Below are 14183 nucleotides of genomic sequence, written 5' to 3' on the forward strand. Positions count from 1 at the left end.
TTTCACTGCTTCTGGAGGTCGAGCCGGTCTTTGTCCGCAAAGCCGGTATAGGGAGAGGTCAGCACCTTCTCGCCGGGCTGCAGCCCGTCGAGGACTTCGATGTAATCGGCATTGCGGCGGCCGAGCCGGACCTGGCGCTTGACCGCTTCCGACCCGTCGGGGGTCACCACGAACACCCAGGCGCCGCCGGTATCGTTGTAGAAGCTGCCATTGGGGATCAGCAGCGCAGGCGCCGGATCGCCGAGCGTCAGCTTCGCCTGCAGGGTCTGGCCGCGCTGCAGGCCCTGGGGCTCGCCGCCGACGAACTGCAGGTCGACCTCGAACTGGCCATTGCGGACTTGCGGGTAAATCTTGGTGACCTTCATCTGGTAGGTCTTGCCGCCCTGATCGATCACCGCCTTCTGGCCGACCTGGACGCGGCCGAGATAGAATTCGTCGACGCCCGCGATCAGCTTGTTGGAGCCCGGGCTGTCAATCTGGCCGACGCGCTCGCCGCGGTTAAGCGACTGACCGACCTGGATCGAGAAACCTGAAAGCTGGCCGGAGACCGGCGCGCGCAGGTTGAGCGAGTCCAGATTGGCGCGGGCGAGCGCCAGGCCGGCGTTCATCGACTGGGCGGCCTCGCGCAGCTGCGACAGCTGGCTGGTCTGTAGGCGCTCGTCGGTTGCGCGGGTGCGCTGCTGCACGGCGTAGCGGCCGCGATTAAATTCGAGGTCGGCGCGCGTATCCTCGAACTGCTTGCGGGCCATGAAGCCGCGCTCGGCGAGCGCCTTCTCGCGCGCGAATTGCCGCTCCGACTTGTCGAGCGCGGCTCTCGCTTCATACAGGCCGCGCTCGTCGGCCAGCCGGGTCTGCGCGAGCGCGAGTTCCTGGCTGCGCAGCGAGTTGATCTGCTGGGTAACCTCGGTCTGGCGCGCGAGCACAGAGAGCTGCAGCTCGGCGTTCGATAGGACTGCCAGCAGCTGCCCCTTCTGCACGCTCGCGCCGTCCTCGACGAGCACCTGCTCGACGCGGCCGCCTTCAACCGAGTCGAGATAGACGGTCAGCAACGGCGTCACGCGAGCACGCAGCGGCAGGAAGTCGTCGAATGTGCCCTTCTCGACGGTCGAGATGGTCAGCCGTTCGGCCGCAACGGTCTGCGAATTGCTGCTGGGGGCGTAGGAATAGAAGGCGATGCCCGCGACGGCGATCGCGCCGGCGGCGATGCCGGCCTTCATGCGGTTGGTCAGGCCGCGCCGTTCGACGACCTTGTCCATCGCGCCGCCGCTCACCGGCTCGCGGGGGGACTTGGCCTCAGAATTCATTCGAACGACGCTCATTCACGGGTCTCCACAGGCAGTTCAGCAAGCATCGTGCCAGCCACGAAAACAGATGTAGTCGAGAGAGGATGTCGGGTGTGCGGCTCTCCACCCTGTTCGAAAGCGAACATGACTGTCCGATCCCGGACAGGGTGCCCGCTGCCGGCATCAGGCAAGCACCGGTGCGTCGGCATAATCGGCACAGGCGGTAACCCCCGCATTCGCCGGTTGCGGCATGACGGTTACAAATGTAGTCAATGACGCGGCGACCATGGCCGCGATCGCGAAGGTGAGGCGAATCTTGAACATCCCTCGACTCCTTGAAACAGCTTCACCGGACGGATCGCCCGGACGCGGAATGTTCAGCGAAAGCCGTGCCAAGCCGCGCGAAGCCGCGGAAATCCTCGCTTTTTTCAACCTCGCCACCTTCGGCCATTCCGCGTATGCAAGGCAGCGGCACTTGGCCTATGTCCGTTTTCGAACACGAACTGTGCGGAGCCGGACGCGGTGAGCGCCAAGCCTTTCGACCTTGCTCTCGTCGTCGATGACGACCCCGATATCCTGCTCGCGGCGCGCCTGCTGCTGCGCGAGATGTTTGCCGAAGTGATCGTGGCCGAGCAGCCCGAGGAGGCGCTTGCGAAGACCGCCGGCCGCAGCCCCGACGTGATCCTGCTGGACGCGAACTTCGCCCGCGGCGCCACCAACGCGGCGGAGGGGTTCGAGGCGCTCGCCCGCTTCGTCGAACGTGACCCCGAAGCCGTCGTCGTGATGATCACCGCCCATGGAGGAGTGCAGATTGCCGTGGAAGCGATGAAGAGAGGCGCGACCGATTTCGTGTCCAAGCCCTGGTCCAATGAGCGGCTGCTCGCAACGGTGCGCACCGCAGCGGCGCTCCGCCAGTCGCGCAAGGCGGTCAGCACCGAACGGCAGAAAGTGGTGGCGGCAGCCTCCCCGGTCGCCGGGGGTGAGACGCCACTGCTGGGCAACTCACCCGCGATGCGGCGGGTACTGCAGTTGATCGAGCGTGCGGCGCCAACCGATGCCAACGTGTTGATCCTGGGCGAAAACGGCACCGGTAAAGAGCTGGTCGCGCGCGAGCTTCATCGCCGTTCGCGCCGTGCGGACCGCGTCATGCTGTCGGTCGACCTGGGTGCGGTTGCCGAAACCCTGTTCGATTCCGAGCTTTTCGGTCACACCAAGGGCGCCTTCACCGACGCCCGTGCGGATCGGGTTGGCCGACTGCAGGCAGCCGATGGCGGCACCCTCTTTCTCGACGAGATCGGCAATCTCCCCCTGCACCTGCAGCCGAAACTTCTCACTGCATTGGAGCAGCGACGCGTGACGCCGGTCGGTTCCAACAAGTCGGTGCCGATCGACGTCCGCGTCGTCGCCGCGACCAATCTCGCGCCGCAAGCGTTGTCGGACGAGAGCCGCTTTCGCCCCGACCTGCTTTTCCGGCTCAACACCGTCGAGATCGAGATCCCGCCGCTGCGCCAGCGCCGCGAGGACATCCCGCTCCTCCTCGACCATTATATCAGCCTTTATGCCCGCAAGTACGACAAGCCGGTGCCGCCGCTTTCCGAGGACGTACTGGCGGCGCTCACGGCCTATGACTGGCCGGGCAATGTCCGCGCGCTGCGCCACGCTGCCGAGCGCGCCGTCATCCTGTCCGACGGCGGTCCGCTCGGCGTCGACGATTTCTCGATCCGGCGCCAGGCCGAGCATATCCCGGTCGTGGCGGTGACAGGCGACGCGGACCTGAACCTCGAGCGCGCCGAAAAGCAGATGATCGAGCGCGCGCTGAAGAAGCACGCCTATAATATTTCGCTCGCCGCCAACGAACTGGGGCTGACCCGCGCCTCGCTTTACCGCCGGATGGAGAAGCATGGGCTGTAAGGGCATGGCGGCTTGGCGCTGACGGTCGACTCCGCCGGCTTCAAGGGGCGGTTTGCGCTGGGTCTTGCCTGGCGGATGCTGTTGCTGCTGGCAGCGCTGGCGGCGTTTGCGGGGGCGCTGTCCAACCCGGACCTGGGTGCGGCGCGGATCATCGCGGCCGCGCTCGTGCTTGGCGCGGCGACGATGCTCTGGAACTATATCCAACGCACCAATCACGAAGTCGCCCGCTTCATCGAGGCGATCCGTTTCGGCGACATGTCGGCGAGCTTCGCCCGGCCCAATGCGGGTTCGGGGTTCGAAGCGTTGGGGGAAGCGCTCGACAGCGGCATCCGCGCGATGCGCGACGAGCGGTCTCGCCTGGCCGACGAGAGCCGTTTCTACCAGGCGATCGTCGACGACCTGCCGGTCGCGCTGCTGCTGGTGGACCAGAAACTGCGCGTCGAGCCCGTCGGCAAGACGGCGCGGCGGAAGTTCGGCGCCCTCGATGGGGTGCGCGTCGAGGACTATGAGGTGTTCGGCCAGAGCTTCGCGCAGGCGTTGCGCGGCATGGAAGCCGGTCGTCGTCAGCTGGTCACCCTCACGCTCGAAGGCGGCAGCACGCAGCGGGCGCTGCTGCGCGCCGCGGCCGTCCATCGACTGGGAGGGGCGCACCGGGTCATCACCGTGCAACCGATCCAGGAGGCGCTGAACGCCGTCGAGATCGCCACACAAAGCGACCTGGTGCGGGTGCTGACCCACGAGATCATGAACTCGATGACGCCGGTCACGTCGCTGGCCCGCACTGCCGCCGACCTGATGAAGGGCGCCGACACAGGCCAGGACGAGACGATCGCCGATGCGCGCGCGGCGGTGGAGACCCTGGCGCGGCGCGCCGATGGCGTAATGCACTTCGTCGAAAGCTATCGCCAGATAAGCCGCACGCCGCAGGTCAACCGGCAGACGTTTGTGGCCGCGCCCTTCGCCGGCGAACTGAAGCGCCTGTTCCAAGCCGATTGGCCAGCCGACCGGATCGGCTTCACGCTTAGCGTCGCACCCGAATCGATGATGCTCGATGCCGATCCCGACCTGCTCGCCCAGGTGCTGATCAACCTGCTCCGCAATGGTGCCGAGGCGGCGGAGAGTCACACGGATGCGCCTGAGGTAGCACTGAGCTTTCAAGCGATCCGCGGCAGCGGCGCAACCATTCTGGTCGAAGACAATGGTCCGGGCGTGCCCGAAGCGAAACGGGCGGAGGTCTTCCTCCCCTTCTTCACCACCAAGGCGAAGGGCACCGGCGTCGGCCTCAGCCTCGCCCGCCAGATCGTGCTCGCCCATGATGGCAGCATCGATGTCGAGGACAGCGAACTCGGCGGCGCCCGCTTCCGCATTATCATCTAGCTTCTGGCGCTGAAAGCCGAAGCTGGTTGCCGCTTCGATATGTCGCACCTAGGAGCGGCCGGGTGACCGTCGCGCTGCCCGCCTCTCCCCTCACGATCCCCGATTATCGCTTCTTCTGGATCGCGCGCTTCTCGGCGGTGCTCGCGACGACAGCGATGGTGGTGGTGATCGGCTGGCAGCTCTACGACGTGGCGCGCGCCGAATATGGCATGTCGGTGCGGGACGCGGCTTTCCAGCTGGGCCTGCTCGGCGCCGTGCAGTTCGTTCCGCTGGCGCTGCTGACGCCGGTCGCCGGCTGGGTCGCCGACCGGTTCGAGCGCCGGCTGGTGGCGCGGCTCGCCAACGGCATCGATCTGCTGATCGCCCTGTCGCTGGGCCTGGCGACGGCGACCGACAGCCTGTCCCTGCCCCTGCTTTTCGGCCTGGCCGCGATGCACGGGGTCGCGCGCGTGTTCACCGGCCCCGCCATGGCCGCGATCGCGCCGAACATCGTGCCGCCGGAGCTCCTGCCCCGCGCCATCGCGATGAACTCGATCGCCTGGCAGAGCGCCTCGGTCGCCGGCCCGGCGATGGGCGGAGCGCTCTATGCCGTGGGCGCGGACCTGGCTTATTGGGTCGCCTCCGGCTTCCTGCTGCTGGCGATCGTGGCGCTGACGCCCGTCCGCCGTGTGATGCCGCCGCCGATCGCCGGCAGCGCCCATCCGCTGCGTCAGATGGCGGACGGCCTCTCCTATGTGAAGAACCACCGCTTCCTGCTTGGCGCGATCTCCCTCGACCTGTTCGCGGTGTTGCTCGGCGGCGCGACGGCGCTGCTGCCGGTCTTCGCGCGCGACATATTGAAGGTCGGCCCGGAAGGATTGGGATGGCTGCGCGCGGCGCCTGCCATTGGAGCAGCGGTGATCGCGCTCTGGTTCGCCTGGCGGCCGCTCCACAACAATGTCGGGGTCAAGATGCTGCTTGCCGTCGCGGGGTTCGGCGTGGCGACGATCGTCTTTGGCCTGTCGACCTCGATGCTCGTGTCGATGATCGCCTTGGTGGTGCTGGGCGGGGCCGACATGCTGTCGGTCTATGTCCGCTCCTCGCTGGTGCAGTTGCACACACCCGACACGATGCGCGGCCGCGTGTCGGCAGTGTCGGGGCTCGCCATATCGGCATCGAACGAGCTGGGCGAACTCGAATCCGGGCTGCTCGCCGCGCTGCTCGGCCCGGTCGGCGCGGTGGTGTTCGGCGGGGTCGGGGCGATAGCCGTGACCGGATTTTACGCTTATTGGTTCCCGGAGCTTCGCCGCGCCCGCACCTTCGATCCGCCCGAGACCATCCTTTCCGAAGCCGTGATGCAGGAGAAACCCGCATGAAAGCCGCGAACATCCTCGAAACCATCGGCCAGACGCCGCACATCCGTGTGAACCGGCTGTTCCCGAACAGCGAGGTCTGGATCAAGTCGGAGCGCTCCAATCCGGGCGGCTCGATCAAGGACCGCATCGCGCTCGCGATGATCGAGGATGCCGAGCGCTCGGGCCGGCTGCAACCGGGCGGCACGATCGTCGAACCCACCTCCGGGAACACCGGCATCGGCCTCGCGATGGTGGCCGCGGTCAAGGGCTATAAGCTGGTGCTGGTCATGCCCGAGAGCATGTCGATCGAGCGCCGCCGCCTGATGCTGGCCTATGGCGCGACCTTCGACCTGACGCCGCGCGAAAAGGGCATGAAGGGCGCGATCGAGCGGGCGCTCGAGATCGTCGACACGACGCCCGGCGCCTGGATGCCGCAGCAGTTCGAAAATGCTTCGAACATCGAGGTGCATGTGCGCACCACCTCGCAGGAAATCCTGAACGACTTCCGTGACACGCCGCTCGATGTGCTGGTCACGGGCGTCGGAACGGGCGGCCACATCACCGGCTGCGCCCAGGTGCTGAAGCGCGAATGGCCGAGCCTGAAAGTCTTTGCGGTCGAGCCGACGCTGTCCCCGGTCATCTCGGGAGGCCAGCCCGGCCCACACCCGATCCAGGGCATCGGCGCGGGCTTCGTTCCCGCCAATCTCCACACCCGGCTGCTCGACGGCGTGATCCAGGTCGATCCGGCGGTCGCCAAGGATATGGCGCGGCGGGCGGCCCGTGAGGAAGGCATGCTGGTCGGCATCAGCTCGGGCGCGACGCTTGCCGCGATTTTGCAGAAACTGCCCGATCTGCCCGACAATGCCCGCGTGCTCGGCTTCAACTACGACACCGGCGAACGTTACCTCTCGGTGCCGGATTTCCTGCCCGAGGCTTGATCGCGCTAACCATCAATCTCATCTCAACCATAACTGACAGCGCGGGCGCGTTCTGATATGCGCCCGCGCTTCGTTCTGGAGGCTGTGGATTGTTGGCCCGACTGAAAGCGCATCGTGACACCCGCGACTGGCTGGCGGCGGCATTCGTCATGCTGCTGGTCGCGGCCGGCATCTGGGCGGCACAGGTCCGCAGCGCCGGCTTCATCAGCGGATCGACGGCAGTCGTGCAGTTGAGCGAGAGCGCGCCCCTGCCCCGCAACCTGCCGCCGGCGCCGCCCGTCGAGCCGGTGCAATATGCAGAGATCGCGCCGGAAGACGCGGTCAAGATCAACGCCGAAGTGCCGTTTTCGACCGCGCCCAACCCAGCCGCCCGGCCGTTCAAGCTGTCGGTCGGCGGCGAGGACGAGGCCCGCGCGGTCGATTGCCTGACCGCAGCGGCCTATTACGAAGCGGCGACCGAAGGCACGGACGGCATGCGCGCTGTTGCGCAGGTAGTGATAAACCGCCTGCGTCATCCGGCTTTTCCGAAGTCCGTTTGCGGCGTCGTCTTCCAGGGCTCTGAACGGTCGACCGGCTGCCAGTTCACCTTCACCTGCGATGGAGCACTGGCGCGGACGCCGATCCCCTCGCTCTGGCGCCAGGCGCACGACGTCGCGGCCGCCGCCCTCACCGGCAAGGTGTACAAGCCGGTCGGTCATTCGACGCACTATCACACCAACTGGGTCGTGCCTTACTGGAGCGGCTCGCTCGACAAGGTGGCGCAGGTCGGCACGCACCTCTTCTTCCGCTGGCAGGGTTGGTGGGGAACGCCTGGCGCCTTCCGGGGCGGCTATGCGGGCTCGGAACAGCCGATCGCCAAGATGGCTGCCCTGTCGCCGGCGCATGTAGGTGCCGCCGATGTGCAGATGGCGGAGAGCGACAAGCCGGTCTCGCCCGAGCAGCTAAAGGACCGCGGCGCCAAGGCGCTGAAGATCGTATCGCCCGGCGGCGACGCGTTCGTCGTGGTGCTCGACCGCAAGGTGCCGGCGAGCCAGTATCCGGCTCTCGCCCTCGCCGCCTGCGGACAGAAGGAGTTTTGCAAGTTCATGGGCTGGACCGATCCCGCCCTCGCACCGAAGGGCTTTCCCATTGCCGAGCAGGCGCACCAGGCGCTGTCGTTCAGCTACCTGCGCAACCGGTCCAATGGCTTCGAGAAAATGCTGTGGAACTGCAAGGAGTTCGCACGGCCCGATCAGTCCCAGTGCATGAAGTCGAGCTGAAGCGACTTGGCGGGGGGCGGCAGAGCCCTTAGCCAAGCCGGATGACTGCCGCCCCTTCCCCTGCGATCGACCGGCCCGTCGTGCTGGTCGGGCTGATGGGCGCGGGCAAGACCACCGTGGGCCGGCGGCTGGCGCAGAAGCTCGCCATCCCCTTCGTCGACGCCGACGAGGAGATCGAAGTTGCCGCGGGCCTGAGCATTTCGGAGATCTTCGCGCGTTTCGGCGAGCCCTATTTCCGCGACGGCGAGCGGCGCGTGATCGCCCGGCTGATCGACGGCAGCCCGAAGGTGATCGCGACCGGCGGCGGCGCCTTCATGAACGAGCTGACCCGGCAGCTGATCCTCGACCGCGCGACCGCCGTGTGGCTCGAAGCCGATATCGATACGTTGGTCGATCGCGTCCGCCGGCGCTCGACCCGGCCGCTGCTCAAGGACCGCGATCCGCGCGAAGTGCTCACCGAACTGGCGGCGGTCCGCAATCCCATCTATGCGCTGGCGCCGATCCATGTCCGCAGCCAGCCCTCTCCCCACGACGCCACAGTGCGCGCGATCCTGAAGGCGCTGGCCGGATGACGATTGTGCCCGTTTCGCTCGGTGCCCGCAGCTATGACGTGCTGATCGAGGCCGGCGCGCTCGATCGCGCGACGGAGCTGCTCGCGCCTTATGCGCAGGACCGGCTGATCGTGATCACCGACGAGACGGTCGCGGCCGCGCAACTGCCGCGTATGCGTCACCCGAACCTCGTTCCGATCGTGCTGCCCGCCGGCGAAGCAACCAAGAGCTGGCGCCAGCTCGAAAGCCTGTGCGACCGCCTGCTCGAGCTGGAAGTCGAGCGCGGCGAACATGTCGTAGCGCTGGGTGGAGGCGTGATCGGCGATCTGACCGGCTTTGCCGCTGCGATCGTCAAGCGCGGCATCGGCTTCGTCCAGATCCCGACCACGCTGCTCGCACAGGTGGACAGCTCGGTCGGTGGCAAGACGGCGATCAACGCGCGCGCGGGCAAGAATTTGATCGGCGCGTTCCACCAGCCCAGCTTCGTGCTGATCGATCCAACCGTGCTCGACACCCTCCCAGCCCGCGAGTTGCGCGCCGGCTATGCGGAAGTGGTCAAATATGGGCTGATCGACGACGCGAATTTCTTCGCCTGGTGCGACCAACATGCCGCGGCATTGCTGGCCGGCGACCCTGATGCGCGCACCCACGCGATCGCGCACAGCGTCTCGGCCAAGGCCAGGATCGTGGCCGCCGACGAACGGGAAACGGCGGACCTGCGCGCGCTGCTGAACCTCGGCCACACCTTCGGCCACGCACTGGAAGCCGAAACGGGCTTCGGCGCGGCACTGCTGCACGGGGAAGCGGTCGCGGCGGGCATGGGCCTCGCATTTCGCTTCTCGGCCGAGCGGGGCCTCTGCCCGGAAGGCGATGCGGCACGCGTTGTCGAGCATCTTCGGCGCCTCGGCTTGCCCCATGACGCGGTGTCGGCGGGGGTGGGTGCCCCCGGCGAACGGCTCGCGGCCCATATGGCCCATGACAAGAAGAAAGCCGGTGGCCGCGTGCCCTTCATTCTCGCACGCGGCATCGGCCAGGCGTTTGTCGACAAGAGCGCGGAGCTTGGAGAGGTGGCAGAGTTCCTGGACCGACTGCGCGCTTAACGCAGCCGCCAGGCGAGCCAGAGCCAGCCGACAATCATCAGCGCGCCTCCGATTGGCGTGATCGCACCGAGCGAGCGCGGTGCGCCGAAGGCCATGGCATAGAGCGTCGCCGCGAACAGCGTCGCTCCGCCGAGCAATACCCATAGCGCTGCAGGCGCGACCTGCCGGGCGAGCGCCAGCACCACCACGGCGTGCAGCAGCTGGTAGAGCCCGCCGGTCCGCAGCCACTCCGCCTCCTTGCCCGCAAAGCGGTGCGCACCGAGCGCGCCGGCGGCGATCGCGATCGCGGCGGACAGAGCCGCCAGCTTCTGCAGCCACGGCATCAGCCGCTCTCCGCCGGGATGGGAATAGAGGCGGCCGGGAGCTCCTCGCCGGGGCGGATCATCATCTCGCTGCCCGCGTGCAGATCGTTCGCTTCGGACTGGACACTGAGACGGCGCGTATCGAGGTCGCGATAATAGGCCTCGGCCCGCTCGATCTCCTCGGGTCCGATCTCGAGCGCGGTCATCGCCTGGCGAGCCATGCAGATCGCCGATTCATAGACTTCGCGGACCGTGCCCGCGACTGGCGCGCCGTGCAACGCCATGAGGTGGCGCCGATCATAGGCGCGTACGAAGATCTGCGCATGGGGGAAGCTGTGCGCGATGATCTCCATCTGGCCGCGGTCGAGCGTCGTGCCGTCGATGCAGAACAGGATCAGCTGGGCATCGGCCGCCCCCGCTTGGCGCAACAGATCGAGCCGCGTGCCATCGCCGAAATAGACCTTCATGCCGAACTCGGAACTGACGTCGATCTGGGACGCCTTCTTGTCGATCATCGTCACCGACAGTCCCTGCGCCGCCAGCATGAAGCCGACCGTCTGCCCGAAGCGGCCCCAGCCGACGACGATGACGCTGGCGCCGTCATGCGACGGACCGTCGAGATCAGTCCGTTCGGCCTTGGGCGGTTCCCGGAAGCGACGGCTGAGCTGCATCAGGAACGGCGTCGTGGCCATCGACAGGGTGACGACCGCGCCGAACAGGCTCGCTGCCTCGGGCGCGATCAGCAGTGCGTTCTGCGCCTGGGCGAAGAGCACGAAACCGAACTCGCCGCCCTGGCTAAGCAACAGGCCGATGGCGAGCGCCGGCCGCCACTCCATGCCGAACACGCGCGCGATGGCGAAGATGATCAGACCCTTGATGGCGACCACGCCGGCGGCGGCCGCAATCACCAGCAGCGGCCGTTCGGCGATCGCGCCCAGATCGAGCAGCATGCCGACGGCGATGAAGAACAGGCCGAGCAGCAGCGAACGGAACGGCTCCACATCGGCTTCGAGCTCGTGGCGGTAGGGCGAGTCCGCCAGCATGACGCCCGCGACAAAGGCGCCGAGCGCGCTCGACAGGCCCAGCGCCTGCATCAGCGCGGCGCTGGCGAGCACCGCGAACAGGCCGGCGGCGACGAACAGTTCGCGCTCGCCAAGCCCGCCGATCAGGCGGAACAGGGGCGTGAGGATATATCGCCCGGCCAGCACCAGGCCGAGCACCGCGCCGACCGTGTAGAGGCCGAGCAGCCACCCCGGCGGTGCGTTCGCCGCCTCCGGTGCCCGCGACAGGGCGGCCACGATCGTGATCAGCGGCACGATCGACAGGTCCTGGAAGAGCAGCACGGAAAAGGCGCGCTGGCCGAACGGCGTTCGCAGCCGACCGGCGGATTCGAGCATCGGCAGAACCTGCGCGGTCGAGGATAGCGCGAGGGGCAGACCGATGGCAGTGGCGGCCGCCAGGCTGAGCGGCGTGATCGCATAGACGAAGCCGGTCAGGGCCACCCCACACAGGACGACCTGCAGCAGACCGAAGCCGAAGATGTCGCGCTTCAGCCGCCACAATCGCGAGGGCGACAGCTCCAGCCCGATCAGGAACAGCAGGAGCGCAATGCCGATCTCGGCAATTCCGAGCTTCGATTCCGGGTCGCCGACCAGCCCCAGCATCTCGGGCCCGATCAGCACGCCGCTGAGCAGATAGCCAAGCGTGGCCCCCAGGCCGAGACGGCGGAACAGCAGCACCAGCACCAGCGCCGCGCCGAGCATGACGAAGCCGTCGCGGACCAGTGAAGCGGTGCCGTGCGCCTCCATCAGCGGCGGGCGTCGGCGACCGCGTCGACGATCGCTTCGAACGGCAGGCGGATGGCGCCGTGCCGGCCAGGATGCGCCCGCGCGCGCACGATCCGCTCCAGCCCCGGCCAGGTGCCCGGATCGTCGCGCTCGCCGGCGAGCCAGGTAGCCAGCGCGTCTCGCGCCTCAGTCAGCTCGCCGAGCCGTCGTCCGATCGCATGCGAGGCCATCAGGTTCGCGGAAGCCTGGCCGAGCGCGCAGGCGAAGACGTCGAGGCCGAGTGCGGTGACGCGGCCCTCTTCATCGAGCTTCACATCGGCGATGACCCGGCTGCCGCAAACCGGCGAGCGCCGCTCCGCAGAGCCGTCCGGCCCTTCGAGACGGCCGAGATGGGGAATGGTCGCCGCCAGCCGCAACAGCGCCGTGTCGTAAAGCGGGGCGTTCATCGGCTCTGCGCGGCGGGCGTAGCGGTCCTCCGCCGGTTCACCCAATCCGCCATTGCCCGGCTGCTCGCGTCGAGCAATGTGTAGCTGCGCGCATTCTTCAGCCATTCCGGGCGGTTGGCCGGCCCACCTCGCACCGTGTCGACGACGAGGGTGGCGAGCAGGAACAGTAGCGAGGCCAGGATCAGCCCTTTGACGAAGCCGAAGCCGAGCCCGAGGACGCGATCGACCGGTCCAAGCACCGAGGTGCGGGTGCGCTTGCCGAGGGATTGGGCGAGGAGCTTGCCGAGCAGGAAGGTCAATCCGAACAGAATAACCACCGCAAGCGCGGCGGCGCCGGAGCCGCTTCCCACCGGCGAGGCCAGGGCGTTGGTCACCGGGGTGTGGAGGAATTTGACCGCCAGCACCGCCAGCACCCAGGCGATCAGCGACAGCGCCTCCTGCACGAAGCCGCGCATCGCGCCGATAACGGCGCCGCCGCCGAGCAGGACCAAAGCGATGATGTCGAGCGCCGTCATGACGTCCGGCTAACCCCGGCCAAGCAGATGGTCAACGAGCCCGCCGAGCCGCGCGAAGCCGGACAGGCGGACTCCGGCGCCGTCCTTGATACCGGCCGGCACCAGCGCGCGCTCGAAGCCGAGCTTGGCCGCTTCCTTAAGGCGCAGGGGGCCATGGGCCACCGGCCGCAGTTCTCCCGACAGCGCCACTTCGCCGAAGGCGACGGCATCGGCGGGGATCGGCCGCTCGCTGAGCGCCGACACCAGAGCCGCCGCCACGGCCAGATCGGCGGCGGGATCGGAGAGGCGGTAGCCACCCGCGACGTTCAGATAGACTTCGGCGCTGGAAAAACTGAGTCCGCAGCGCGCTTCCAGCACGGCCAGGATCATCGCCAGGCGACCCGCATCCCAGCCCACCACCGCGCGCCGGGGCGTGGCGCCGCTCGCCAGCCGGACAACCAGGGCCTGGATCTCGACCAGCACCGGACGAGTGCCCTCCAGCGCGGGAAAGACGATGGCGCCGCTGACATTCTCGTCACGGTGCGTGAGGAACAGGGCGGAAGGGTTTGAGACTTCATCCAAACCGCCCTCGCCCATCGCGAACACACCGATCTCGTCGGTGCCGCCGAACCGGTTCTTGATCGCGCGCAGGATTCGATATTGGTGGCTCCGCTCCCCTTCGAAGCTGAGCACCGTGTCGACCATATGCTCCAGCACGCGCGGGCCGGCGATCGCCCCGTCCTTAGTCACATGCCCGACCAGCACCACAGCGGTTCCGCGCTCCTTGGCGAAGCGGATCAATTCGCCGGCCGAGGCGCGGACCTGGCTCACCGTCCCGGGTGCGCCTTCGATCAGGTCGGAATGCATCGTCTGAATCGAGTCGATGACCAGCAGGTCGGGCGCGCTGGTCTGCAGCGTCGTCAGGATGTCGCGCACCGAGGTCGCCGCCGCGAGCTGCACCGGCGCCTGCCCCAGGCCGAGCCTGCGCGCACGCAGCCGCACCTGGTCGGCTGCCTCCTCACCAGATACATAGGCGACGTTCTTGCTAGCCGATGCGAGCTTTGCCGTCGCCTGCAGCAACAGCGTCGATTTGCCGATTCCGGGATCGCCACCGATCAGCGTTGCCGAGCCGGCGACGAACCCACCGCCCAGTGCCCGGTCCAGCTCTGCGATGCCCGTCGGCATGCGCGCCGGCAGCGGAATGTCGGCATTCAGCCCGACGAGTTCGATCGACCGCCCGCCGGACTGGAGGTTGTGCCGGGCCTGGAAGGGCGTGACGACCGCGCCTGCATCTTCGACCAAGGTATTCCATTCGGCACAGTCGGCACACTGCCCCGCCCATTTCGGCGACACCGATCCGCACGCCTGGCAGACATAACGCTTCTGGGGCTTGGCCATGCC

Annotated in this window: 14 protein-coding genes; 7 read left to right on the forward strand and 7 right to left on the reverse strand. The window is 67.7% G+C overall.

The genetic code is table 11. From position 1 onward, the window contains the following. Positions 1–2 precede the first annotated feature (2 nt). Positions 3–1304, reverse strand: coding sequence for an efflux RND transporter periplasmic adaptor subunit (locus tag HJG53_RS01130; RefSeq protein ID WP_254447460.1), 1302 nt, complete (start codon positions 1302–1304; stop codon positions 3–5). Positions 1305–1466: 162 nt separating this feature from the next. Further along, entirely contained in the window at positions 1467–1607 is a 141-nt protein-coding gene (locus tag HJG53_RS01135; RefSeq protein WP_171127405.1) for a hypothetical protein, read from the reverse strand. Between the two features lie 198 nt (positions 1608–1805). Here HJG53_RS01135 and HJG53_RS01140 point away from each other — a divergent pair, with 198 nt between their 5' ends. The 7 genes from HJG53_RS01140 (at position 1806) to aroB (ending at position 9753) form a co-directional block, all read left to right on the forward strand. Next, a complete protein-coding gene (locus HJG53_RS01140; RefSeq protein WP_171127406.1) occupies positions 1806–3194 on the forward strand; it encodes a sigma-54 dependent transcriptional regulator in 1389 nt (462 codons plus the stop codon). 12 nt (positions 3195–3206) lie between these two features. Then, complete coding sequence (locus HJG53_RS01145) at positions 3207–4571, forward strand: PAS domain-containing sensor histidine kinase (RefSeq protein ID WP_254447461.1); 1365 nt, start codon at positions 3207–3209, stop codon at positions 4569–4571. A 62-nt stretch (positions 4572–4633) separates the two neighbouring features. Next, positions 4634–5926, forward strand: a complete 1293-nt coding sequence (locus HJG53_RS01150) for an MFS transporter (RefSeq protein WP_171127407.1) — start codon at positions 4634–4636, stop codon at positions 5924–5926. Beyond that, on the forward strand, positions 5923–6843 hold the full coding sequence (gene cysK / locus HJG53_RS01155; RefSeq protein ID WP_171127408.1) for a cysteine synthase A: 921 nt from the start codon (positions 5923–5925) through the stop codon (positions 6841–6843). The genes HJG53_RS01150 and cysK overlap by 4 nt, the downstream gene beginning before the upstream one ends. Positions 6844–6935: 92 nt before the next feature. Next, a complete protein-coding gene (locus HJG53_RS01160; RefSeq protein ID WP_171127409.1) occupies positions 6936–8102 on the forward strand; it encodes a cell wall hydrolase in 1167 nt (388 codons plus the stop codon). Between the two features lie 41 nt (positions 8103–8143). Then, the gene (locus HJG53_RS01165) at positions 8144–8674 is read left to right on the forward strand and encodes a shikimate kinase (RefSeq protein ID WP_171127410.1); all 531 of its coding nucleotides are present in this window, start codon (positions 8144–8146) and stop codon (positions 8672–8674) included. Then, the gene (aroB, locus tag HJG53_RS01170; RefSeq protein WP_171127411.1) at positions 8671–9753 is read left to right on the forward strand and encodes a 3-dehydroquinate synthase; all 1083 of its coding nucleotides are present in this window, start codon (positions 8671–8673) and stop codon (positions 9751–9753) included. The genes HJG53_RS01165 and aroB overlap by 4 nt, the downstream gene beginning before the upstream one ends. Here the strand turns inward: aroB and HJG53_RS01175 are convergent. Genes HJG53_RS01175 through radA form a run of 5 tightly spaced genes read right to left on the reverse strand, consistent with a single transcriptional unit; the run spans position 9750 to position 14180 of the window. Beyond that, complete coding sequence (locus HJG53_RS01175) at positions 9750–10076, reverse strand: DUF423 domain-containing protein (RefSeq protein ID WP_171127412.1); 327 nt, start codon at positions 10074–10076, stop codon at positions 9750–9752. The two genes, aroB and HJG53_RS01175, sit on opposite strands and share 4 nt — an antisense overlap. Further along, positions 10076–11863, reverse strand: coding sequence for a monovalent cation:proton antiporter-2 (CPA2) family protein (locus tag HJG53_RS01180; RefSeq protein WP_254447462.1), 1788 nt, complete (start codon positions 11861–11863; stop codon positions 10076–10078). Before HJG53_RS01180 ends, HJG53_RS01175 begins: the two co-directional genes overlap by 1 nt. After that, complete coding sequence (locus HJG53_RS01185; RefSeq protein ID WP_171127413.1) at positions 11863–12288, reverse strand: iron-sulfur cluster assembly scaffold protein; 426 nt, start codon at positions 12286–12288, stop codon at positions 11863–11865. The genes HJG53_RS01180 and HJG53_RS01185 overlap by 1 nt, the downstream gene beginning before the upstream one ends. Next, positions 12285–12803: a CvpA family protein gene (locus HJG53_RS01190; RefSeq protein WP_171127414.1), complete on the reverse strand. Its 519-nt coding sequence runs from the start codon at positions 12801–12803 to the stop codon at positions 12285–12287. Before HJG53_RS01190 ends, HJG53_RS01185 begins: the two co-directional genes overlap by 4 nt. Positions 12804–12812: 9 nt before the next feature. Continuing rightward, a complete protein-coding gene (gene radA, locus HJG53_RS01195; RefSeq protein WP_171127415.1) occupies positions 12813–14180 on the reverse strand; it encodes a DNA repair protein RadA in 1368 nt (455 codons plus the stop codon). Between the last annotated feature and the right edge of the window lie 3 nt (positions 14181–14183).

The sequence above is a fragment of the Sphingomonas sp. ID1715 genome (assembly GCF_013044515.1).
Taxonomy (GTDB): domain Bacteria; phylum Pseudomonadota; class Alphaproteobacteria; order Sphingomonadales; family Sphingomonadaceae; genus Sphingomonas_B.

What these genes read in the sequence shown, in the direction of transcription:
- HJG53_RS01130 (WP_254447460.1), bottom strand. Translation starts at nt 1,304, where the DNA reads ATGAATTCTGAGGCCAAGTCCCCCCGCGAGCCGGTGAGCGGCGGCGCG.
- HJG53_RS01135 (WP_171127405.1), bottom strand. Translation starts at nt 1,607, where the DNA reads ATGTTCAAGATTCGCCTCACCTTCGCGATCGCGGCCATGGTCGCCGCG.
- cysK (WP_171127408.1), top strand. Translation starts at nt 5,923, where the DNA reads ATGAAAGCCGCGAACATCCTCGAAACCATCGGCCAGACGCCGCACATC.
- HJG53_RS01165 (WP_171127410.1), top strand. Translation starts at nt 8,144, where the DNA reads ATGACTGCCGCCCCTTCCCCTGCGATCGACCGGCCCGTCGTGCTGGTC.
- aroB (WP_171127411.1), top strand. Translation starts at nt 8,671, where the DNA reads ATGACGATTGTGCCCGTTTCGCTCGGTGCCCGCAGCTATGACGTGCTG.
- HJG53_RS01175 (WP_171127412.1), bottom strand. Translation starts at nt 10,076, where the DNA reads ATGCCGTGGCTGCAGAAGCTGGCGGCTCTGTCCGCCGCGATCGCGATC.
- HJG53_RS01180 (WP_254447462.1), bottom strand. Translation starts at nt 11,863, where the DNA reads ATGGAGGCGCACGGCACCGCTTCACTGGTCCGCGACGGCTTCGTCATG.
- HJG53_RS01185 (WP_171127413.1), bottom strand. Translation starts at nt 12,288, where the DNA reads ATGAACGCCCCGCTTTACGACACGGCGCTGTTGCGGCTGGCGGCGACC.
- HJG53_RS01190 (WP_171127414.1), bottom strand. Translation starts at nt 12,803, where the DNA reads ATGACGGCGCTCGACATCATCGCTTTGGTCCTGCTCGGCGGCGGCGCC.
- radA (WP_171127415.1), bottom strand. Translation starts at nt 14,180, where the DNA reads ATGGCCAAGCCCCAGAAGCGTTATGTCTGCCAGGCGTGCGGATCGGTG.